The sequence below is a fragment of the Peribacillus sp. B65 genome, assembly GCF_058513295.1.
The window spans coordinates 2,816,040-2,836,264 of sequence record NZ_CP195840.1 but is presented as its reverse complement, the minus strand read 5'-3'; the positions used below and the strand labels follow the sequence as shown (position 1 = coordinate 2,836,264).

Below are 20,225 nucleotides of genomic sequence, written 5' to 3'. Positions count from 1 at the left end.
AACTGCTCGGAAAGAGGAGTGTTCCGTGATGTCAAATAGTAGAATGAATCCTAAGGTTGATGAATTTTTAGGTAAAGCTAAAAAGTGGAAGGAAGAATATGAGACGCTGAGAAATATCGTTCTTGACTGTGGGCTGACCGAAGAATTTAAGTGGATGCATCCTTGTTACACGTTTGAGAAAAAAAACATCGTTTTAATACATGGATTTAAAGAATATTGTGCGCTTCTGTTTCACAAAGGTGCCTTGTTAAAGGATCCCCATGGGATTCTAATCCAACAAACGGAGAATGTACAGGGGGCGCGCCAGATTCGGTTCACCAATCTTCAAGAAATAGTAGCAACGGAAACCATTCTGAAAGCCTATATTCATGAGGCCATTGAAGTTGAAAAAGCCGGTTTGGAAGTGAATTTTAAAAAGAACGAAGAATTCATTATTCCTGATGAGCTTCAAAACAAATTCGATGAAATCCCTGCCTTGAAAACGGCTTTTGAAGCATTGACCCCGGGACGGCAAAGAGCATACATTCTTCATTTTTCTCAACCGAAACAATCTAAAACTCGAGAGTCAAGAGTTGAAAAATGTATGCAGAATATTCTCAATGGAAAGGGATTAAAGGATTAGTATATTCGATAAGAAAAAAAAGTAATGATCCTTAAAGAAACTAAGTAATGAAAATAATGTGTTATTCCATTATAGGGACTTTTATCGAGTAACAAAAAAGCCCAATTTCTCAATTTAATACTGGGAAATTGGGCTTTTTTTGAAATTTCGATTTAGGAAAATGGCTGACAAATGAAAATGCGACCACTGCCCACTCAACTTATCATCTTGGAGCGTTACGGCAAATGTTAATAAGCCTTGAAATGGAAATTACTTTAACATAAAAATGCCAATGCATCTATATGTTCCGAAGTGTCTCAATGCCAACCATGATTTTAAAGAAAGACATGTTTATCCTTCATTTTTTTAGAATGAAACCCCCATTAGATTGAAGAAATATGCGACACTCCTGCCCGAATAACTGGCTAGCAGAGTCTAAACAGACGCTTGCTTCGAGGAGGCTTGGCAGACAGGCGGCGGAAAGGGAGCGAAATTCTGAAATCAACTGGATTTTTAAAAAACAAACTGGCTCTTCTTCTAATTTAAAATAAGAAGTCTATCTCTAACCTAAACCCCAGCAAAGGTTGCTGGGGTTAAATTTATTTGTTAAGACAGAATTACACAACTTTTTGTAGGAAATTGTTAGATTGTGTCAAGAATTCTTTGCATTTTAAAGGGTTCAAGCCCTTATTGGAGAAGTATATTATCATGGTGTTTTAGCCGAGAAACACTGACTGCAAGGATTTTGACACAGAAGGAGGGCTCTTAATTAAAAAGCAGCTGTTTAAACTAAGTATATTTTGCATGATAGTCTATGTTCAAACGCTTTGGTCTCCCGCTGTTTTTGCTGAACAAAAGACTTTTATAATTGCTGGAGAAAGTGCTCTTCCTCCATTTTCATTTGAAAATGAAGCTGGTGAGCTGACAGGCATCAATATTGATTTAATGGAGGAAATAGCAAAATATAATGGCGTAGATTTCAAATATATTCCGATGAGGATGGAAGAAGCCGAAAAAGCCTTGAGTAACGGAACAATTGATGCCATTGTTGGAAGTACCTATAATACCGAAAAAGATAACCGACTTGATTTCACTCAATCCTATTTTACAATGTCCCAATCAATAATCATTCCTAGTAAAAGGAAACAGGAAATTCATACGTTAACGGATCTACGTGATTCACATGTTGTCCTTGACCATAACACTCCAGTAATCAGTACTTTTCTCAATATGAGGAATACAAATTTAACGACCGTTTCGAATCAATACTCGGGTATTTTAACATTATTGAACAACCGTGCAGATGTATTCATCGGAAACAAATGGACTGCTGATTTCTATTTAAAAAAATTCCGCCAAGAAAAGAATTACATCATTCTTGATGAAGTCATTGAACCGGCGGATTATACGATTGCAGTAAAAAAAGGGAATCAATCGCTTCTTTTCATGATGGATAATACACTGACAGAACTTAAAGCAAACCGGAATATCAATGGGATAATTGATAAATGGGTCATGCCACAATCCAATCAAAAAATTGCTAGGCTGGAGCAATTCATATTCTGGTTGATTATCAGCTTAACTGCAGTAGCCCTTATCCTACTATTCATTTACATATGGAATCAAAAGCTAAAAAAATCCGTTCATAACCAGACGTTAAAATTATATTTATTAAATAAGGATTTAGAGAAACAAAGGCAAAACATCGCTAACGCTGAAGCATTTAAAGATCAAATCTTAAACAATATCAATAATGGAATCATCACATTCGATCTCGATTTCGTGATTACCAGCTGCAATGCAAAGGCATCGGACATTCTCAACATTTCCAAGGAAATGATTCTGAATCTTATGAATCATTCACAATTAATGAAGAATTTCGAAGCTTTACATCAAGAACAAAAGGAGAATAATCGCACGGGTTCTTTTCGGATCTTGGTACTTAATGAGGAAAATGAACAGAAGATGATTTCATATTCGATGCATAAGATGTTCAATTCTGAAGATATACAAACCGGATATTTGCTTTCCATGAGTGATGAGACGGAAAAGAAAACATTGGAGAAAAAATTGGTCACACAAGAAAAGCTGCACGCTCTTGGTCAACTCGTTGCAGGCGTCGCACATGAAATAAGGAATCCTTTGACATCGATAAAAACATTCATTGATTTACTTCCGAGTAAATATGATAATCCTCAATTCCGACAAGTTCTAATGGAACACTTGCCTACAGAAGTTAATCGTTTGAATGCGATTGTTACCGATTTAATTGAATATGCACGTCCGCGTCCGCCAAATATTACCAATTGTCACGCTCATGAACTTATATCATTACTTGCTTTTCATAAGGTGACAATGGAAAAAAACCAAATAAATTTCGAGCAGACGATTGAGGAGGACCTTATTTTTTATATAGATTTACAACAAATTCAACAAGTACTTCTTAACTTGGTGTTGAATTCGATTCATGCCGTTGAAGAAACAAAGGAAAAGACCATTAATATCACCATTGATAAAGAGAACGAAAAGACAGGGCGGATTACCATATCCGATACAGGAAAAGGGATGAAACAGGAGGAACTGTACCATATTTTCGAACCTTTTTTCACAAATAAAGAAAAGGGAGTCGGTTTGGGACTTACGTTATCGTATAGGCTAATTAAAGAGAATAACGGAGATATCCATGTGAAGAGTTATCCTAATTCAGGAACGAAATTCACCATTTTACTACCTTTATATATCGAATAGAAGCCTGGAAAGAGGAGGAGTAATATGAAAATGCATGTATTGGTGATTGATGATGAACCTGCTATTTGCACCGCTCTTAGCTTTGCATTGGAAGATTCCTATCAAGTCGTAACAACTACTGACCCCGATGAGGGTCTTCGAAAGATCGAGAATCAGCACTTTGATATTGTGTTACTTGATTTGAGAATAGGGAATAAAAGTGGACTTGATGTCCTACAGAAAACCAAACAAATAGCACCTAACGTGACAGTCATCATGATGACTGCCTATTCATCCATTGAAACTTCCATCGAGGCTATAAAAAAAGGAGCCTACTACTATATTGAAAAGCCAATTAATATTGAAGAACTTTCTTTGCTGTTGATGAGGGCAGCCGAATTCAAACAGATGTCCAATCAATTGGAGACATTACATGAAGAATTAGAGATTCAAAAGGGATTCGGTAACTTCCTTGGTAACAGCAAAGCGATGCAACGTATTTTCTCAATGATAGAAAGAGTGAAAGATATTGATTCCAGTGTTCTTATCACGGGTGAGAGTGGTACTGGTAAGGAGCTTGTAGCCCGAAACATCCATACGCTGGGAAGAAGGAAAAACAATCCCATGCAGATTGTCAATTGTGCAGCAATTCCTGAGATGCTGCTGGAATCTGAATTATTCGGTTACGAGAAGGGAGCATTTTCCGGTGCAACTCAGAGGAAGGAAGGGAAATTCGTTGCTGCTAATGGAGGCATCCTTTTTCTGGATGAGATTAGTGAAATGCCCCTTCCTCTTCAAGTTAAATTATTAAGGGTATTGCAGGAACGGGAAGTGACGCCACTGGGATCTAATACAAAAATCTCATTGGATGTCCGGATTATAAGTGCAGCCAATAAAAACCTGGAGCAAATGGTGATGGAAGGGGAATTTAGGGAGGATTTGTATTTCAGGCTAAATGTCATTCCCATCTCGATGCCGCCTTTAAGAGATAGAAAAGAAGATTTACCGATCCTTATGGATTATTTTTTAAAAAAGCACGCTAAGGATATGAATCGTGAAGAAAAGACATTCTCGGCAACCGCACGTCGAATTTTACTGGATTATCATTACCCTGGGAATGTCCGTGAGCTTGGTAACATTATAGAATATGCTGTGGCCCTATCAAACTCGAAAAGAATGGAAGAAACCGATTTGCCGCAATATGTACAAGAACAGAAGTTCATTCTCCAGCCGGATGGCAATGACGACGATTTTAACAGTTTTAGGATTCCCATTGGCATTTCCATGAAAGAGATAGAAGAAAAGGTCATAACGGCCACTCTTCAATATTGTAAAAACCATCGACAAAAAACAGCTCAAATCTTAAAAATTTCCGAAAGAAGCCTTCGTGATAAAATCAAGCTCATTTCAAAAGGAGAATAACAGGATTATCGTGTTAACCGGCATTTTTTTCTGTGTAACCGGAAAAAATTGCCGGTTTATACTTGAGTAACACACAAAAAATCGGCAGGATTTGCGTATTAAAGCAGAAAATCGACTTGGCATGATATTTGCATCTAAATTCGTTAAGAAAGGAGGGCCAAGATGAAGAATGGAGCACTCTTTATAAAAGTCGCTTTGTTATTTTGTTTCATGACGGGATGTTCTTTTATGAATGAGCAGCAGGAAATTTCTAAACCTGCTTCTACCTTGATTCAGAGTCAACTAACTTCTGAAGGACAGGATTTAAATAATAGGATGCTAATCATTGGGACTGGAGATATGACAGGTGTTTATTTTTCATTAGGACAAAGATTATCAAATATGTATGAAAAATATAATGGAGCTGTGTCAGGAACCCAGGTAACCGATGCTTCCATCGAAAATACTGAATTGGTTAGCCGCCATCGGGCAGAAATTGGTTTTACCACAGTGGATGTACTGGATTTGTCAGAGACGGATAAATCCAAGTTAAGAGCTTTAACGGCCCTATATTCCAATTATGTTCAAATTGTTACTGCTAAACAAAATGATATGGATTCCTTAGAAGATTTAGTTGGTAAACGCATTAGTGTGGGAACGGCAGGAAGCGGTACAAGGCTTATTGCAGAGCGGGTATTGTTAGAATCTGATTTACCGATTGATCAATTGAATTTATCTTATCTTTCTTTTTCACAATCCGCAGAAGCATTACGAAATGGTACCATTGATGCAGCTTTCTTTTCTTCGGGAATTCCGAATAATGAAATCGCTTTCATATCCAAACAAATGGAGCTATCTTTCATTCCAATACCAGGAGACATCATTGAACGTCTTCAGAAACAATATGGAGTTTATACTCATGATGAAATTCCTAGAGATACATACAGGGGAATGAAGAAAAATGTCCAAACTATTTCAATTAAAAACGTCTTGGTAACCTACAAGGAAATGTCTGACCCTCATGCATACAATCTTGTGAAAACATTATATGAACATCTGCCTGAACTACAGCATACACATCCGGCTGCTTCTGATATTTCAATAGAGGAAGCAACCAAACAAGTTCCACTCGATTTTCATCCAGGAGCCATGAATTATTTTACCGAACAAGGAATTATTGAAAATCAATGAAAAACGGGAGGCAATGACAATGAAAAAACTGATGAGTCTATTATCGATAATAGTATTGATCGCTCTTGCGGGTTGTGGTAACCCCACTCCTCAAAAACCGGGGGAATCCGTACAAACAAGTGCAGGGGAAAAAGGAGAGAAGAAAATTACGATAGCCGGTAATGGCGGTGTCATTGAAAGTGCCATCCGAGATGTGATTGCACCAAAGTTCAAAGAAGAAACGGGAATCACTGTTAATTATATTTCCGGTTTATCAGGTGAAATCCTATCCAAAGTGGAATTACAGAAAAACGCTCCGCAAATAGATGTTGCCCTTTTTGTACCGGTTGATGTAATTCGCGCTCAGGAGAAGGAACTGATCGTACCAATTGATGAGTCCAATGTTCCCAATATGAAATCGGTGGACCCGCGTTTCATTCCGGTTGAAAAGGCGGCCGCGCCAGCATTCGGTTTAGTCATTGCACCAGCTTATAATACGGAAACCTTCAAAAAGAAAGGGTTAAAATCAATTGAATCCTGGAATGATCTTGTCTCTCCTGAGTACGAGGGTAAAACGGCATTTTCAGATATTACGAATGATTGGGGCTTCAATACCCTTAATGGTCTGGCGATATCAAACGGCGGCAGTACGGAAGATATGGAGCCGGGTCTAGAAAAGGCTAAAGATCTTGCAGCGTATTCCAATACATTTTATAAAAACTCAACGCAAATGATGCCAGCAATCCAACAAGGAGCTGCTGACGTAACGGTCATGGGAAGTTATTCCATAGGTGAACTAGCCGTTTCAGGTATTCCGATTAAGATGGCCGTGCCTAAAGAAGGCGTGCCGCTTCAAGCCTTCAGCGCAGGTCTAGTGAAAAATACGCCTAATAGCAAAGAAGCCCTTGAATTCATCAACTATGTAATCAGTGAAGAAGCTCAAGCATTAATTTCCGAAAAAGGATTTTATCCTACGGTAGAAGGCATGAAAATCCCAGAGAAATATGAAGAGTCAATCGGTCTTGAAGCAAGTGATAAAACATTCAAACCTGATTTCGCCAAGTTTGCCGAAATCCGTGCCGAGGTGTCAGACAGATGGGCGAAAGAGGTTACTCCTGAATTAGGGAAAAAACTCAAATAAAAGGAGCGTGTTGATCACATGGAAGTATTAAAAAAAGATGTGGAAATTAATAGGCAGCACCTGGAGGCAGTTCAGGGGTTCGGTTCAAATAAAAATGATGTAGAGATAAAAGGCGCGTTTAAACAATTTGGAGCGAATGTTGTCCTGAATGGCATTGACCTGGAGGTGAAACAAGGAGAGTTACTCACTCTTCTTGGGCCTTCCGGGTGCGGAAAGTCAACAACCTTGAACCTCATTGCAGGGTTCCTCGATGCAGATCGGGGCGAGGTTCATATTAAGGGCAATAATGTTACGAAGGTTCCGCCTTATAAGCGAGATTTAGGAATGGTTTTTCAAACTTATTCGCTTTTTCCTCATATGACTGTCTATGAAAATCTTAGTTTTGGCTTGAAGCTGCGCAAGGTCGGTAAAGCTGAGCAAAAAAAGAAAATAAGTAAAGCGCTTGAATTAGTGAAAATGTCAGGATTGGAAAATCGTTATCCACGGGAATTATCTGGAGGGCAGCGTCAGCGTGTTGCGATTTCCAGGGCACTTGTAGTTGAACCAGAGCTCCTTTTGCTTGACGAACCGCTTTCAAACCTTGATGCAAAGCTGCGCCATGAACTCAGGGCCGAGATAAAGCGTTTACAAAAGGAAATTGGCGTAACGACCATTTTTGTGACTCATGATCAAGAAGAAGCTCTTTCCATGTCTGATCGGGTCGTGGTCATGAATGCAGGGAAAATTGAACAAATCAGTACACCGACTGAGATTTACAATCATCCTAAGACAGAATTCGTCTTTCAATTCATCGGGAAATCGAATTGTTTTGAAGGGAATGTGTCTGCTGTGGATAAGCGGAAAGTTTCAGTCAAGATAGGGCCTGATATCACTCATGTTGATGCAAATAACATCATGGGAAATGATAGTGATTTGAAAACCGGGGATGAGGTGAAGCTTTATATTAGACCAGAAAAACTGCAAATTGTCTCTCTTGATGAAAAAACTACATCTCCTTTGGATTTCCACCGTGCTAAGATCAGCCAAATTAATTATCTTGGTACCTCATGGGAAATCAATGTTCTATTACAGGGGAAAAGTATTCAAGTATTGACTTCCGCTTTCGATTCATCATGGCAAAATGGAAGTGAGGTGTTGATTGGATGGAGCCCATCAGAAGTTATGCTAGTCAAGAAATAGAAAAGGATACGAATCCTATTGAGCCGCAAAAGAAACCTAAAATCAAGAAAAGGAAAGTATGGGTGCCAGGATTACTCCTTTTAACGCCTATTCTACTTTTCATATTCGGTTTCTTTGTCATCCCGATGTTATACATTTTATATTTAAGCTTCATATCCACAGATAATCTGGGAGGAGCGGAGGCAGTTTATAGCCTGAAAAACTATACACAATTATTTTCCGATAGCTATTATTTATCTTCTTTATGGCTGACAGTGAAAATCAGTTTATATTCGGTCTTGGTTGCTTTATTTCTTGGATATCCGGTAGCCTTGACGATGGCCAAAAGTTCAGCGCGGGTCAGAGGGTATATCACTCTCTTGATCGTGTCACCGCTCTTGGTAAGTATTGTTGTCCGTAATTTTGGCTGGTACCTCCTGCTATTGCCTAACGGAACGATTAATCAAACCTTGATGGCCCTTGGCATAATAGATGCACCATTGAAACTATTGTTTTCGGAAATCGGAGTTGTGATCGGGCTTTCCAATGCATATCTTCCTTTCATGATCTTATCCATCGTTGCGAGTCTTTATAATATCGATCCTTCTCTCGATAAGGCAGGAGCCATACTTGGGGCAAGTCCATTCAGAAGGTTCTTTTCGATTACATTGCCGCTAAGTATCCCTGGTATCGTATCTGGCTGCATTCTCGTATTCAGTTTGTCAATGAGTGCTTATGTAACCCCTGCACTGATGGGGGGAGCCAATGTGCCAGTGATGCCTGTTGTCATCTATGATCAAATAAATAACCTGCTGCATTGGACTTTCGGATCTGCACTTTCTTATATTCTATTAGCAACCACTGTCATATCAGTAGCCGTATTTACCAGAGCGTTTGAAAAAGGGAAATTCAAGGAGGTATTCCGATGATGAAAACGTTTGGCGGCCTGCGGATTGCTGTTGCCGTGTTGGCCATTATCTATATCTTGATACCGCTCATTGTCGTTATTCCCGCTTCTTTTACAAGTGCCAATTATCCAAGTTTTCCGGCTGAAGGCTTCTCACTTCAATGGTATGCCAAAATCTTGGAACGTCCTGAATTTTTGGAAGCATTTTTGAACAGTGCGAAGTTCGCAGCATTAGCTGCCCTTTTCTCCGTCATATTCGGAACTTTGGGTGCCCTTGGCATCGCAAAGTATGATATACCTGGAAAATCGTATATTACGGCCCTTTTAACTTCACCATTAAGTGTGCCGCAATTAGTCTTAGGGATTGCACTTTTAATGTACTTTACACCAATGATGCTTGCCGGTACGTCTACAGGATTTTTAATTGCCCATATCGTCATTTGCATACCTTATGTTATGCGGCTCGTCTTAACCGGTTTAAGTGGATTTGATTACAATCTCGAACGGGCTGCTGCCATTCTAGGAGCGAATCCATTAACAGTATTCATGAAAGTGACTCTGCCGCTAATTGGATCCGCGGCCATCTCAGGGGGATTATTCGCATTTTTGACATCATTTGATAATGTAACGGTCTCTCTCTTTATGGTATCACCGGAAATGAGAACGCTGCCGATCGAGATTTTCTCGCAAATGCAGGATGCCTACAATCCAATCGTTGCATCCGTGTCAAGCGTGGTTATTTTCATATCAGTCCTTCTAATCGTAATACTTGAAAAAATTCAAGGTGTCGGGAAAGTTTTTGGCGGTTCCCATCATACAAACGGTTAAAAACGATATATAAGATGTGACAAACGATCATGCTTGCTAAGCTCTGATTTTTTTCGAAGAAAACTCAACTGTACGTTCCATTCAAATGATCGAAACACCTTTTGGCAGCCAATAGAGGTGCCGTTAGGACAGGGACAGAAGGATTAACCTGCTTTGCAATATGTTCCATACTATATTGTGAAAGCAAAATCACTTCTGTCTTTCCATCCAATTGTTCCACCATCTTTTTAACCCGATCGTCATGTTCCTTTCTTTTTCCTTGTGATAATAAATGGATGATCCCTGGATCGACCAATGACTCGATCATACAGTCCGGATTCTTATTTAATAAGTAATTTTGAAGGGCGATCGGTGTTTCTTTTACGGTTGAAACCAGGCCGATGCTAGTGTAGCGAAGTGCTTCATCAAGCATGGCTTCATCTGAACGAAATAACTTTACAGGATATAGAGGTTGTAAAATTGCAGTGATGTCATTAAAGGCGGAGCAAGTAAGTTGGATGCATGAAACGTCAGACCCATAGGCTATATTCACTAATGAAGAAAAGCGGCGGGTGATTTCCGGAGTTAACTTGCCGCTCTTTTCCATCAAGGGGAGAAGACCCGTGTCCATGAAATGAAGGAGTTCAATGTTCGGAGCAACTGTCCGAAAGGCCACTTCAATGGGTTTTAGTGCAGTTGTGGTTGCGTGAATCAATGCAATTTTCAAAAAAATAACCTCCTTTTTTCATCATTATATCTAGCAGGATCATAAAATTCCATTATATTACATACAAATAGTTCTTTTCCAACTTACTATTAAGAAAGGAAGTGAAAAGCATGGAGAAAGAAGCCTTGGACGATCTTAGTCAGGTAATACCAGGTGACAGAATGTTCCTTGATTTGGCAGAAAGGTATTGTTATAGCTATGACGCTTCTTTTGGGGAATATTTACCTGAAATCGTTATACAGCCAAAAAATGCGGAGGAAATCAGTGAAGTGGTTAAATTGGCTAATACTCACAAAATACCTGTTTACCCTAGAGGATCTGGAACTTCGCTAAGTGGCGGCCCTTTACCTGTTAAAGGGGGGATGGTTCTTGATATGACCCTTTTACGGGATAAATTGATCATTGATCGGGAAAATATGCTTGCCATTGTCTCTCCAGGTGTAATTACGGCAAATATTCATAAAAAGGCTGAAGAAGCCGGCTTGTTCTATCCGCCGGATCCAAGCAGCTCCAATGTAGCCACTATAGGCGGGAATCTATTAGAAAACTCCAGCGGGCCAAAGGGATTGAAATACGGAACGACAAAAGAATATGTGATAGGCCTGGAGGTGGTAACCCCGACGGGAGAAATCATTCGTACTGGCGGAAAGACCGTAAAAAATGTAACAGGGTATGATTTGACCCGATTGATCGTGGGATCGGAAGGTACTTTGGGCATCGTTACTGAGGCAATCATCCGCTTAATACCAAAACCTCAATCTAAACAAACATTTGTCGCCCATTTCAATCATTTGATAGACTCTGGCCATGCCATTACCAGCATTTTATCGTCAGGAATTCTACCATCTGCACTGGAATTGATGGATAATGCTTGCATCCGTGCAGTTGAAAGCTATCTCCCTTCCGGTTTGCCTCTTCAGGCAGAAGCCATTTTGATCATAGAAATAGATGGTCACCCATTGGCGATTGAGGAAGAAATCAATAAATGCGCCAATATATGCAGGGCGGAAGGTGCTTCCTATGTCAAGATAGCGGAAACAGAGGAGGAACGACAAACGATTTGGAGTGCGCGTAAATTGGTCTCCCCGGCCATTACACAAATGGGTCCTACAAAAATTTCTGAAGACGCGACCGTTCCACGCAGTCAAATACCGGCGATGATGGAGAGATTAAACAAGATCCGGGAGAAATACGGGTTGAACTTGGTTGTATTCGGCCATGCAGGGGATGGCAATTTACATCCTAACATCATTACTGATAAACGAAATATTACGGAAATGAAAAAAGTGGAGCTTGCAGTCAGTGAAATTTTTGAAGCAGCAATCGAACTAGGCGGAACCCTTTCCGGGGAACATGGCATCGGTACTTTAAAGTCACCATATATGGAAATGGAATTAGGAATAACAGGGGTGAATATGATGAAAAAAATAAAAGAAGCATGGGATCCCAATAATATCTTGAATCCAGGTAAGATTTTTCCTGATAAAGGCCAGACAAGGGTCGTGTTGGTTACATGAATCTACCTGTCAAAGCGAACGAGACAAATGCAGCGCTCCAAAATTTATATTCTAATGCCTATGATTGGACAAACCAATGCGTAAAATGCGGTTACTGTTTACCAGCATGTCCTACATATGAATCAATGGGTGTAGAATCCGCCTCTCCACGCGGTCGAATCAATCTAGTGAAAATGGCAGCCGAAGGAAAAATAGATTTCCAAAAAGATTTAGCTGAACCGATCGACCTATGCTTGGGCTGTCGTGCTTGTGAAACAGCATGTCCTGTCGGAGTGCCATACGGACATATACTGGAAGCGGCAAAAGAAGCCATTGAAAACTCCCCATCAGCAAACCAAAAAAATAATATGACCAAGATCAAAAAAATGGCATTGGTTCATCTTTTTCCATATCCAAAACGAATGAATAGGATTGGAAGTGCAGTACATCTCTATCAAAAAACAGGCTTATCCAAGCTTATCCGTTCAACAAATGTACTGCAAAAGGTTTCCCCTGCCCTTGCACATTTAGAACAAGCACTACCAGCCATCGAGCCGTCCTCCAAACGAATCCGGACAGGTATGATAATGCCAGCAAAAGGGGAAACGAAATTAAAGGTGGCTTTTTTTACTGGGTGTATCATGGATTCCATGATGTCACGAATAAACCGCCTTACCATTGAGTTGCTCACCTTAGCGGGTTGTGAGGTCATTCTCCCTGAAAATCAGAATTGCTGCGGAGCCCTGCATTCCCATCAAGGTGAAATAAAACAAGCGAAAGCGTTGGCAAAGAGGAATATCCAGGCATTCATGAAAACAGATGCGGATGTCATTGTAAATAACGCAGGAGGCTGCGGCGCCTCGCTTCTTGAATATGGACATCTATTGTCAGATGATCGCGAATGGGCTGGGGCGGCAAGGGTTTTTTCGGAAAAATCAAAAGATATCAGTCAAGTTCTTCATCAATTGGGGCCGCTTCCCTTTACTGAGGAATGGCAAGGCATCGTATCTTATCAAGATTCATGTCATTTACGCAATGTTCAAAAGGTCCAAAAGGAACCTCGTTTATTATTGCAATCCATACCAGGGGTTTCCTATGTGGAAATGGAAGGGTTTGACCGCTGCTGTGCATCAGGAGGTATTTACAATCTTCTCCACTTTGATGATTCCATGAAAATTCTTGATGAGAAGATGAAGAACTTAAAAGAAACCAAAGCAACAACCGTAGTGACGGTTAATCCTGGATGTCAAATGCAAATGAGCATTGGCATCCAGAGGGAGGGAGCGGCGAACCAAATGAAAAGTATGCACCTTGTTGAAATACTTGCCAAGGCTTGTGGCTTGGATTGACAGGATGCTTAAACTTCATAGTAGGGATTACCCGTCAGTATTTTCTTCTCTTATGAGAAAATACTGACGTTTTTATGTTAGGAACTTGATCATTCTAGATTGATAATGTAAGGCGAAAAATGTCTTTGCAGATCAATATTGCAGCGCCATATATACGGATGGAAGATTTTAAGGAAGCTTTTTCTTTAAAACCATCGGTGCAGGTTAGTTTACAGTATGTTAGCTGTACGTTACATACTTATAAAAAAACCGTTCAATTTTCTGAACGGATGGAATCAAATAAGATGTGTTGGTAAATGAAATTAAATTCCTGTTTTTATGCCAAAACCAATTAATATTAAGCCTGTTGATTTTTGGAATGCTTTTTGGAATTTGGAGTTGTTCATCCATTTTTTTGCATAATCAATTAGATAAACAAGAAATAAAAACCACAATACAGCGAGTAAGGTTAATATGAAAGCTAATATAATCAATTGCTGGTTTACATTTCCATTCAAATTGATAAATTGCGGCATGATTGTAATATAAACTAAAACGGTCTTTGGATTAAGAATATTATTAAGTAATGCTTGCATAAAGGAATCTTTATTATGCCGATTTGAATGCTTTGCAGGTGTATTTGCTTGTGCTTGAATTTCCTTTAAAGAAAATACGCTTTTAGCAAAAAAACTTTTTATTCCTAAATAAATTAAATAGGCAGCTCCCAAATATTTGATTGCACTGAAAAGAATCACAGACTTTGCAATCACAACAGATAGTCCAAGAATTGCAATAAGCGTCCAAAAAGAAAGTCCCGTTGCCATTCCGAGAACCGTATACCGACCCGCTTTTGTACCATGGCTAAGCGTGTTTTTCACTAAGAGCATAGTATCTGCTCCTGGTATAATAACCATCATTGCAACAATTGATATGTATGTAAGTAAGCTATCCATACTATTTCTCCCTTACTTCTTATTAGTTGCTACTTAAGTAACTACTTATGTAAGTATATTAGATGAAAATGGAAAGCGTCAACAGATTTTGTTAAAATATTAGTTACAAAGGTAGCGACTAAGGTTGTTTTGGAGGGATTATGAAAGAAAACATTTTAGAAACATTAAAAAATCTAAATTTTACCGAATATGAAGCGAAAGCATATCTTACCTTATTGGAAGAATCGCCATTAACAGGCTATGCAGTCGCAAAAAACTCCGGTGTACCACGTTCTAGAATATATGAAATTCTGGACAGTCTTGCAATAAGAGGAGATATTCTGGTTAGTCCTGGAAACACACCTCAATATACGCCTGTACCTGCAAAGGAGCTAATAAAAAACCGTCGGATAAAAGCAGAAGAGAATTTTGAACGGGCAGAAAAATCATTAGCGGAGTTTGAACGTTCTGCAAATGACCGTGAAAATATATGGAATATCATGGGACGCAATGAAATACTCGATAAGGTAAAAGCTTGTATATTATCCGCTAAAAAAAGAATACTTTTAGAGATATGGGAAGACGAATTCGAAGAATTAGAGTATGAACTGAGACAGGCAGCAAATAAAGGAGTCAATGTAACAATTATTGCATATGGGGAAATCGTCTGTGATTTTGCTAATGTTTACCTCCATTATATGGGCTATGCAATTACAGAAGAGTATGGCGGACGATGGCTTGTTATCAGTGGAGATGATTCAGAAGTAGTAGCAGGCATTGTTTCGCTTGGCAAAGATAGCCGTGCAGCATGGACCATGCATGTAGGATTAGTGATGCCCATTACAGAAGTTATGATCCATGATTTGTATCTGATGGAAATCATGGAGAAGCATAGAGAACTATTAGAAGAAAGTTTTGGTGAAAACCTCGCCGATTTACGTAAAAAGTTTTCTATCCATCCAGATTATAAAAAACATTACGTGGACTAGATTTGTGCTTTTAATATCTGCATACTTCATAGTCAACTATAGGGGCATGAATCCAGGCAGGATTTATGCCTTTTACTGTTGAAGCTACTTATTGAGCTATAGGTGCAGGTAAGTTTGTAGAAGCAAAGCATCACACCCCCGGCACCCGACTGATTGAGGATACAACAGATGAATAACAAATTTAACTATATTAAAATATAGAAAAGGGTATAATAAGGAATGTAATAAACCATTCCTGGTAATGGGATTATTGTAGTATCGGATTAACATTTTTGATATCCGGATTACTAAGACAGAAGGAGAAATGATTCATTTGAACAACAAAGAAACAAAGGGTATCGAGTTACCTGCCAACTATGAGGAATTAAAAAAATCTGCCAATCGCAAATCTAATTGGAGAGAACGTTTAGATGCGATCGAAGAATTAGGTCAGTCAAAAAATAAACAAGTAATCGACATTCTCACAAATATCATGAGTAATGATTCTGTATATAAAGTTCAAGAGGCCGCCTACCGTCAATTGAAAAGTTTAGGTGAAAATGTTCAATTGCCAGCAAGGAAAAAAGGCGAGTTGGTTAAAGGTTTGACCAAAATCTTAGTCAGGATCAAGAAGAGTTTACCAGAAAATCACACATATACTGAATTCAAAGAGAAACTCCAGAAGATGAGAATGGATATATATGATACATATGAGGGTGAAAAAGGAGCTGACTTTGATAAATGGCTTGAAAATACGTGGTCAGCTTTATCGAAAAGATAAAAGTTTAAACAAATAAGCAATTGTTGATAAAGGAGCAAAGTTTTTGCTCCTTTTTCTTATGTGTAAAACAAAGTTTTAGCTATAGTATGCTAATATATTTAAAAGAGGAAGTATTTGGCTGTTTACTTTAATTTGAAAACCGATAAATACATACGAATTCAGGGGAGAAAAGATGACAGATTATATTGAACTTTGGAAACAGGCGATGGCAGATCATACAGGAAACATACCTAACAGGCTAAAGGATGATGCTGCAGAAGAAGCTTTTTGGGCTTCCAAGGTTGCAGCGAAAAAACAACATAAAGCGGACCCTTATGCAAAACTTGTGCAGCAAGAGTTATTGGCATTATTAAAACAGGATGATCATGTATTGGAAATCGGCCCTGGATGGGGTAATTATACATTTGAAATTGCAAAAGAAGTCAGGAAGCTAACTTGTATAGATAGTTCCAAAAGCATTATTAATTTTTTGGAATCCCAGGCGAACGAAAAAGGTTTCGAAAACATGGAGTTGATTCATGATAAGTGGGAAAGTGAGACCAAAAAGGTCAAATATGATGTAGTATTTGGTTTTAACTGTTATTACCGTATGACAGAAATCGGTCAAACCTTATTAAAAATGAATGATTCTGCAGCTCGATTAGTGATAGTAGGTATGACAACCGGACCAGAAAAACCTCATTATATGGAATTGAAGCAACGAGGATATACGATCAATTTAAGAAAACGGGATTACATACACATCTTGAATGTTTTGTATCAACTTGGAATACTGGCGGACTGTAAGATCGTTAAATTGAAAAGCAAAAAAATCTATTCCACCTATGAAGAAGTGATCCGAGATAATACCACAAAAATTCTTGATGATCATTTTTCTTATGATGAAGTAAAAACGGTCTTAAATAAATATGTGGTGGAAAAAGAGGGAGTTTTCGAATACGAATATCCGTTTCATGCAGCTTTGATGTATTGGAATCCAAGGTTAAATTAACAATTTGATTACCTTTTTCACTGAGTTCTTTACCTTCTTTTTGAGGTACTTCAGGAAAAAGGTATTTTTTCTGTTGGATATTCGCAAAATAATATTAACAAGGCTACAAAAATTGATGATAAAACGGAGTGTGAATGATAAATGAAAGAAATATCCGAAAAGAGATTTTGTGAAACTTGTAAAAAAGAGACAGTTCATACAGTAACTGAAGATGCATTGGAAATAGAATATTCATGTAATGAGTGCGGTCAGCACCAAGACATTTTCAAGACATTTTTTTAGAAACACCGAATTTCACATGATATGGACAGTAAATTGAAGAAGTATCCATTTCATTTGCGAAAACTATCTAATCTTTGTGAGTTCCAGGAGCATTAAACTAAAATGCCGTAAGTCTCAGTCTAGTGTTCTAAGAATTTAAAAATACATACTATGGATATACAGAAAAATAGAACTTTTTTTCAGTGAATCGTAGTAAATCTTAAAGCTTGAGGACTCATGGTAGAAGGATTACTTTCATCATTCCAAAAGAAATGTTTTTACTATGGAAGGATTCCCTTTTATCATGTGAAAATGTGCTTGATGTTTTAAGAAAGGATCAAAGATTTAAATTTTCTATAATTTCTTTCTACGGCATGCAATATGTGATATATTGCATATTATATATCTGTATTTTAAGGAGGTATAGCCGTTGAAGCATACAAATTCATCTCAAAAAATAAAACGTACTTCTGTACGTGAAGAAGCATACATGATCTTGCGGGATTGGATTGTGCAGGGAATCCTAACGCCAGGCCAGCAATTACGCGATAAAGAATTAGCCGAGCAGTTGGGAGTAAGCAGAACCCCAATAAGAGAAGCACTATTAAGGCTTGAGGATGAGGGATTTGTCGAGACCAAGCCGAGCCGTTCAACTATTGTTTCCCCTATTAGATTCGATGGGGTATTAGACATATACTCCATTGTTTGGACACTGGAAAAGCTGGCTATGGAACAGGCTTTTGATTTCATTGAAGAAAAACACTTAATAGAAATGGAAGCCATCAATCATGAAGTGAAAAAAGCAATCGACGAAGGAAATCAAATAGTCGCCGTTCAGAAAGATAATGACTTTCATTCCATTTACATCAATCTTTCTACAAATGATGAATTGAAGCGGATTCTATCGGGACTTAAACAAAAACTTATACGAATGGAACTTTTTTATTTCAATCAGGTAAGTGATGTTCACCTTTCCGTTGAGGAGCATGATCAGATTATACAGGCATTAAGGAATGAAAATCTCACTATGGTGCTTAAGGTGATAGAAAAGAATTGGAAAGAAAGTTATTTAAGAATTCAAGCCCATACGGAACGTGTAAAAAGCGGGGTAGAAAAAAATGAGTAATGATACTTTAGTTGCTATATCACCTTCAAGAAACAAAGGGATTGCACTAGTACTGACTGGCGCTGCGTTATGGGGAGTGTCAGGGACGGCAGCTCAATATCTGTTTCAGCAGCAAGGTTTCAGTCCTGAGTGGCTCACTGTTGTACGCTTGTTGCTATCTGGAATCATCTTATTGGGTGTCGCTTATAAGAATGAAAGGCTGAAAGTTTTTGAGATTTGGAAAACCAAAAAAGAGGCGCTTCATATTATCCTTTTTGCCATTCTGGGAATGCTCGCTGTTCAATACACATATTTTGCAGCGATTGAACATGGCAACGCAGCCACTGCCACTGTCCTTCAATATTTGGCACCGGCCCTAATCACTTGTTATTTAGCGATTCGCTCCAAACGTTTTCCAAGCATTACAGTGAGTGTAGCTGTGATCATAGCGATTTTAGGCACCTTTTTGCTTGTGACGGGAGGAAGCATACGTACATTATCCATTTCCGGGTGGGCAGTATTTTGGGGAGTAACATCAGCCTTTGCATTGGCATTCTATACATTGCAGCCGTATAAACTCCTTTCTAGATGGGGAGCGATGATTGTTGTGGGATGGGGCATGTTGATTGGAGGCATATGCTTTAGCATCATCCATCCCCCATGGGCATTTGAAGGCAATTGGACGTTACCTTCATTTTCAGCGGTTTTATTCATCATCATTTTTGGTACGATCATTGCTTTTTATTTTTATTTGGAAAGTACCAAATTCATCTCGGCTGCTGAGGTAAGTTTATTTGCTTCGGTTGAACCATTATCCGCAACCTTAATATCCGTTTTCTGGCTGAATGTAACATTTGGCTTTGCCGAGTGGCTTGGCACGCTTTGCATTATTAGCACCATTACGATTTTATCGATCGTAAAAAACAAGTAATGTCAGATCTAATTAAACTAAGCGGAAAAAACTAATAATCCACCATGTGATTGGATGAAGCACGAACATATATTTCTTAAAAAAGCAATTACACTTCATGTGAATTGCTTTTTTTGTATTTTACGAGTATTACGCAACATTTGGCTATTCAAAGGCCGTTATCGAAGAAAAGGAATCTTCAGCAATAAATGGGACGCAGACTGAGGTCATTCAACAACTGAAAATGGACCTATTTGAATTGTATAGAGATCCTGAACTTAATGTTAAACCGGCTCAACTAGAAAATCGCGGTGGAGCGTATTACAGCGAAGCGGCCTGCAGTCTCATCAATTCGATTTACAATGATAAGCGGGATATTCAGCCAGTCAACATACGCAATTACGGGGCGACAGCGAGTATTCCAGATGAATCAGCCAATGAATCTGGTCACCAAAGAAGGACCAAGACCAATCAGTATTGGCGATCTGCCAGTAGCAGTCCGGGATTGGTCCAGCAAATTAATTCTTTTGAAAGGATCGCTGCTGAAGCTGTCACAGGAGATTATCATAAAGCTTTAGTGGCGATGACCATAAATCCTTTAGTACCATCAGACACCATTGCCAAAAAATACTGGATGAAATGCTCGAAGCGCATAAAGGAGACCTGCTGAAATTTTAATGAAGTGAAATCATGACTTAAATCAACACTTATGGCTTTTGGACCAAAATAGATCACTCCCTGTTAGATTCTGATCCGGTAGTGATCTATTTTATCAAGGATTCCTTCTATCTGCACTACTGATATCCCAAGTGAG

The 20,225-nt window shown here is 38.8% G+C and carries 18 protein-coding genes; 16 read left to right on the top strand and 2 right to left on the bottom strand.

The window, feature by feature from the left end:
• Positions 1 to 28 precede the first annotated feature (28 nt).
• The 8 genes from ACSR9O_RS13905 to ACSR9O_RS13870 all read left to right on the top strand — a co-directional run bounded on the left by ACSR9O_RS13905 (position 29) and on the right by ACSR9O_RS13870 (position 9,933).
• Positions 29 to 622 carry a YdeI/OmpD-associated family protein gene (locus ACSR9O_RS13905; RefSeq protein WP_101222186.1) on the top strand — a complete coding sequence of 198 codons (594 nt, stop codon included), beginning with the start codon at positions 29 to 31 and terminating at the stop codon, positions 620 to 622.
• 783 nt (positions 623 to 1,405) lie between these two features.
• A complete protein-coding gene (locus ACSR9O_RS13900) occupies positions 1,406 to 3,349 on the top strand; it encodes a transporter substrate-binding domain-containing protein (protein WP_491724547.1) in 1,944 nt (647 codons plus the stop codon).
• 24 nt (positions 3,350 to 3,373) lie between these two features.
• Complete coding sequence (locus tag ACSR9O_RS13895) at positions 3,374 to 4,750, top strand: sigma-54-dependent transcriptional regulator (RefSeq protein WP_491724546.1); 1,377 nt, start codon at positions 3,374 to 3,376, stop codon at positions 4,748 to 4,750.
• A gap of 162 nt (positions 4,751 to 4,912) precedes the next feature.
• Positions 4,913 to 5,920: a TAXI family TRAP transporter solute-binding subunit gene (locus ACSR9O_RS13890; protein ID WP_491724545.1), complete on the top strand. Its 1,008-nt coding sequence runs from the start codon at positions 4,913 to 4,915 to the stop codon at positions 5,918 to 5,920.
• Positions 5,921 to 5,939: 19 nt separating this feature from the next.
• Positions 5,940 to 7,040 carry an ABC transporter substrate-binding protein gene (locus tag ACSR9O_RS13885; protein ID WP_101222183.1) on the top strand — a complete coding sequence of 367 codons (1,101 nt, stop codon included), beginning with the start codon at positions 5,940 to 5,942 and terminating at the stop codon, positions 7,038 to 7,040.
• Between the two features lie 18 nt (positions 7,041 to 7,058).
• Entirely contained in the window at positions 7,059 to 8,219 is a 1,161-nt protein-coding gene (locus tag ACSR9O_RS13880) for an ABC transporter ATP-binding protein (RefSeq protein ID WP_459734675.1), read from the top strand.
• Positions 8,183 to 9,127 carry an ABC transporter permease gene (locus tag ACSR9O_RS13875; protein WP_260357687.1) on the top strand — a complete coding sequence of 315 codons (945 nt, stop codon included), beginning with the start codon at positions 8,183 to 8,185 and terminating at the stop codon, positions 9,125 to 9,127. The genes ACSR9O_RS13880 and ACSR9O_RS13875 overlap by 37 nt, the downstream gene beginning before the upstream one ends.
• Positions 9,127 to 9,933: an ABC transporter permease gene (locus ACSR9O_RS13870; protein ID WP_094246734.1), complete on the top strand. Its 807-nt coding sequence runs from the start codon at positions 9,127 to 9,129 to the stop codon at positions 9,931 to 9,933. The genes ACSR9O_RS13875 and ACSR9O_RS13870 overlap by 1 nt, the downstream gene beginning before the upstream one ends.
• Before the next feature lie 64 nt (positions 9,934 to 9,997).
• Here ACSR9O_RS13870 and ACSR9O_RS13865 read toward each other — a convergent pair whose 3' ends face one another.
• Positions 9,998 to 10,639: a hypothetical protein gene (locus tag ACSR9O_RS13865; RefSeq protein WP_101222180.1), complete on the bottom strand. Its 642-nt coding sequence runs from the start codon at positions 10,637 to 10,639 to the stop codon at positions 9,998 to 10,000.
• Between the two features lie 110 nt (positions 10,640 to 10,749).
• Between ACSR9O_RS13865 and ACSR9O_RS13860 the strand changes: the two genes are divergently transcribed.
• Positions 10,750 to 12,156: an FAD-binding oxidoreductase gene (locus ACSR9O_RS13860; protein WP_491724544.1), complete on the top strand. Its 1,407-nt coding sequence runs from the start codon at positions 10,750 to 10,752 to the stop codon at positions 12,154 to 12,156.
• Positions 12,153 to 13,484 (top strand): (Fe-S)-binding protein, encoded by a 1,332-nt coding sequence (locus ACSR9O_RS13855; protein ID WP_101222178.1) that lies wholly within the window; start codon positions 12,153 to 12,155, stop codon positions 13,482 to 13,484. The genes ACSR9O_RS13860 and ACSR9O_RS13855 overlap by 4 nt, the downstream gene beginning before the upstream one ends.
• Before the next feature lie 302 nt (positions 13,485 to 13,786).
• Here ACSR9O_RS13855 and ACSR9O_RS13850 read toward each other — a convergent pair whose 3' ends face one another.
• Positions 13,787 to 14,416, bottom strand: a complete 630-nt coding sequence (locus tag ACSR9O_RS13850) for a homoserine/threonine efflux transporter (RefSeq protein WP_101222177.1) — start codon at positions 14,414 to 14,416, stop codon at positions 13,787 to 13,789.
• 140 nt (positions 14,417 to 14,556) lie between these two features.
• On the opposite strand from ACSR9O_RS13850, the gene ACSR9O_RS13845 reads away from it, so the two are divergent.
• The 6 genes from ACSR9O_RS13845 to ACSR9O_RS13820 all read left to right on the top strand — a co-directional run bounded on the left by ACSR9O_RS13845 (position 14,557) and on the right by ACSR9O_RS13820 (position 20,081).
• On the top strand, positions 14,557 to 15,384 hold the full coding sequence (locus ACSR9O_RS13845; protein WP_101222176.1) for a TrmB family transcriptional regulator: 828 nt from the start codon (positions 14,557 to 14,559) through the stop codon (positions 15,382 to 15,384).
• 304 nt (positions 15,385 to 15,688) lie between these two features.
• On the top strand, positions 15,689 to 16,144 hold the full coding sequence (locus ACSR9O_RS13840) for a HEAT repeat domain-containing protein (protein WP_101222175.1): 456 nt from the start codon (positions 15,689 to 15,691) through the stop codon (positions 16,142 to 16,144).
• Positions 16,145 to 16,316: 172 nt separating this feature from the next.
• Positions 16,317 to 17,135 carry a class I SAM-dependent methyltransferase gene (locus ACSR9O_RS13835; RefSeq protein ID WP_491724543.1) on the top strand — a complete coding sequence of 273 codons (819 nt, stop codon included), beginning with the start codon at positions 16,317 to 16,319 and terminating at the stop codon, positions 17,133 to 17,135.
• A 691-nt stretch (positions 17,136 to 17,826) separates the two neighbouring features.
• On the top strand, positions 17,827 to 18,522 hold the full coding sequence (locus ACSR9O_RS13830) for a GntR family transcriptional regulator (RefSeq protein WP_230175955.1): 696 nt from the start codon (positions 17,827 to 17,829) through the stop codon (positions 18,520 to 18,522).
• Positions 18,515 to 19,432, top strand: a complete 918-nt coding sequence (locus tag ACSR9O_RS13825; RefSeq protein ID WP_402937033.1) for a DMT family transporter — start codon at positions 18,515 to 18,517, stop codon at positions 19,430 to 19,432. Before ACSR9O_RS13830 ends, ACSR9O_RS13825 begins: the two co-directional genes overlap by 8 nt.
• Before the next feature lie 103 nt (positions 19,433 to 19,535).
• On the top strand, positions 19,536 to 20,081 hold the full coding sequence (locus ACSR9O_RS13820; protein ID WP_491725469.1) for a family 4 glycosyl hydrolase: 546 nt from the start codon (positions 19,536 to 19,538) through the stop codon (positions 20,079 to 20,081).
• Positions 20,082 to 20,225 lie beyond the last annotated feature (144 nt).

What these genes read in the sequence shown, in the direction of transcription:
- ACSR9O_RS13840 (WP_101222175.1), top strand. Translation starts at nt 15,689, where the DNA reads ATGATTCATTTGAACAACAAAGAAACAAAGGGTATCGAGTTACCTGCC.
- ACSR9O_RS13895 (WP_491724546.1), top strand. Translation starts at nt 3,374, where the DNA reads ATGAAAATGCATGTATTGGTGATTGATGATGAACCTGCTATTTGCACC.
- ACSR9O_RS13825 (WP_402937033.1), top strand. Translation starts at nt 18,515, where the DNA reads ATGAGTAATGATACTTTAGTTGCTATATCACCTTCAAGAAACAAAGGG.
- ACSR9O_RS13900 (WP_491724547.1), top strand. Translation starts at nt 1,406, where the DNA reads ATGATAGTCTATGTTCAAACGCTTTGGTCTCCCGCTGTTTTTGCTGAA.
- ACSR9O_RS13835 (WP_491724543.1), top strand. Translation starts at nt 16,317, where the DNA reads ATGACAGATTATATTGAACTTTGGAAACAGGCGATGGCAGATCATACA.
- ACSR9O_RS13875 (WP_260357687.1), top strand. Translation starts at nt 8,183, where the DNA reads ATGGAGCCCATCAGAAGTTATGCTAGTCAAGAAATAGAAAAGGATACG.
- ACSR9O_RS13860 (WP_491724544.1), top strand. Translation starts at nt 10,750, where the DNA reads ATGGAGAAAGAAGCCTTGGACGATCTTAGTCAGGTAATACCAGGTGAC.
- ACSR9O_RS13870 (WP_094246734.1), top strand. Translation starts at nt 9,127, where the DNA reads ATGAAAACGTTTGGCGGCCTGCGGATTGCTGTTGCCGTGTTGGCCATT.
- ACSR9O_RS13885 (WP_101222183.1), top strand. Translation starts at nt 5,940, where the DNA reads ATGAAAAAACTGATGAGTCTATTATCGATAATAGTATTGATCGCTCTT.
- ACSR9O_RS13905 (WP_101222186.1), top strand. Translation starts at nt 29, where the DNA reads ATGTCAAATAGTAGAATGAATCCTAAGGTTGATGAATTTTTAGGTAAA.
- ACSR9O_RS13890 (WP_491724545.1), top strand. Translation starts at nt 4,913, where the DNA reads ATGAAGAATGGAGCACTCTTTATAAAAGTCGCTTTGTTATTTTGTTTC.
- ACSR9O_RS13880 (WP_459734675.1), top strand. Translation starts at nt 7,059, where the DNA reads ATGGAAGTATTAAAAAAAGATGTGGAAATTAATAGGCAGCACCTGGAG.
- ACSR9O_RS13855 (WP_101222178.1), top strand. Translation starts at nt 12,153, where the DNA reads ATGAATCTACCTGTCAAAGCGAACGAGACAAATGCAGCGCTCCAAAAT.
- ACSR9O_RS13845 (WP_101222176.1), top strand. Translation starts at nt 14,557, where the DNA reads ATGAAAGAAAACATTTTAGAAACATTAAAAAATCTAAATTTTACCGAA.
- ACSR9O_RS13850 (WP_101222177.1), bottom strand. Translation starts at nt 14,416, where the DNA reads ATGGATAGCTTACTTACATACATATCAATTGTTGCAATGATGGTTATT.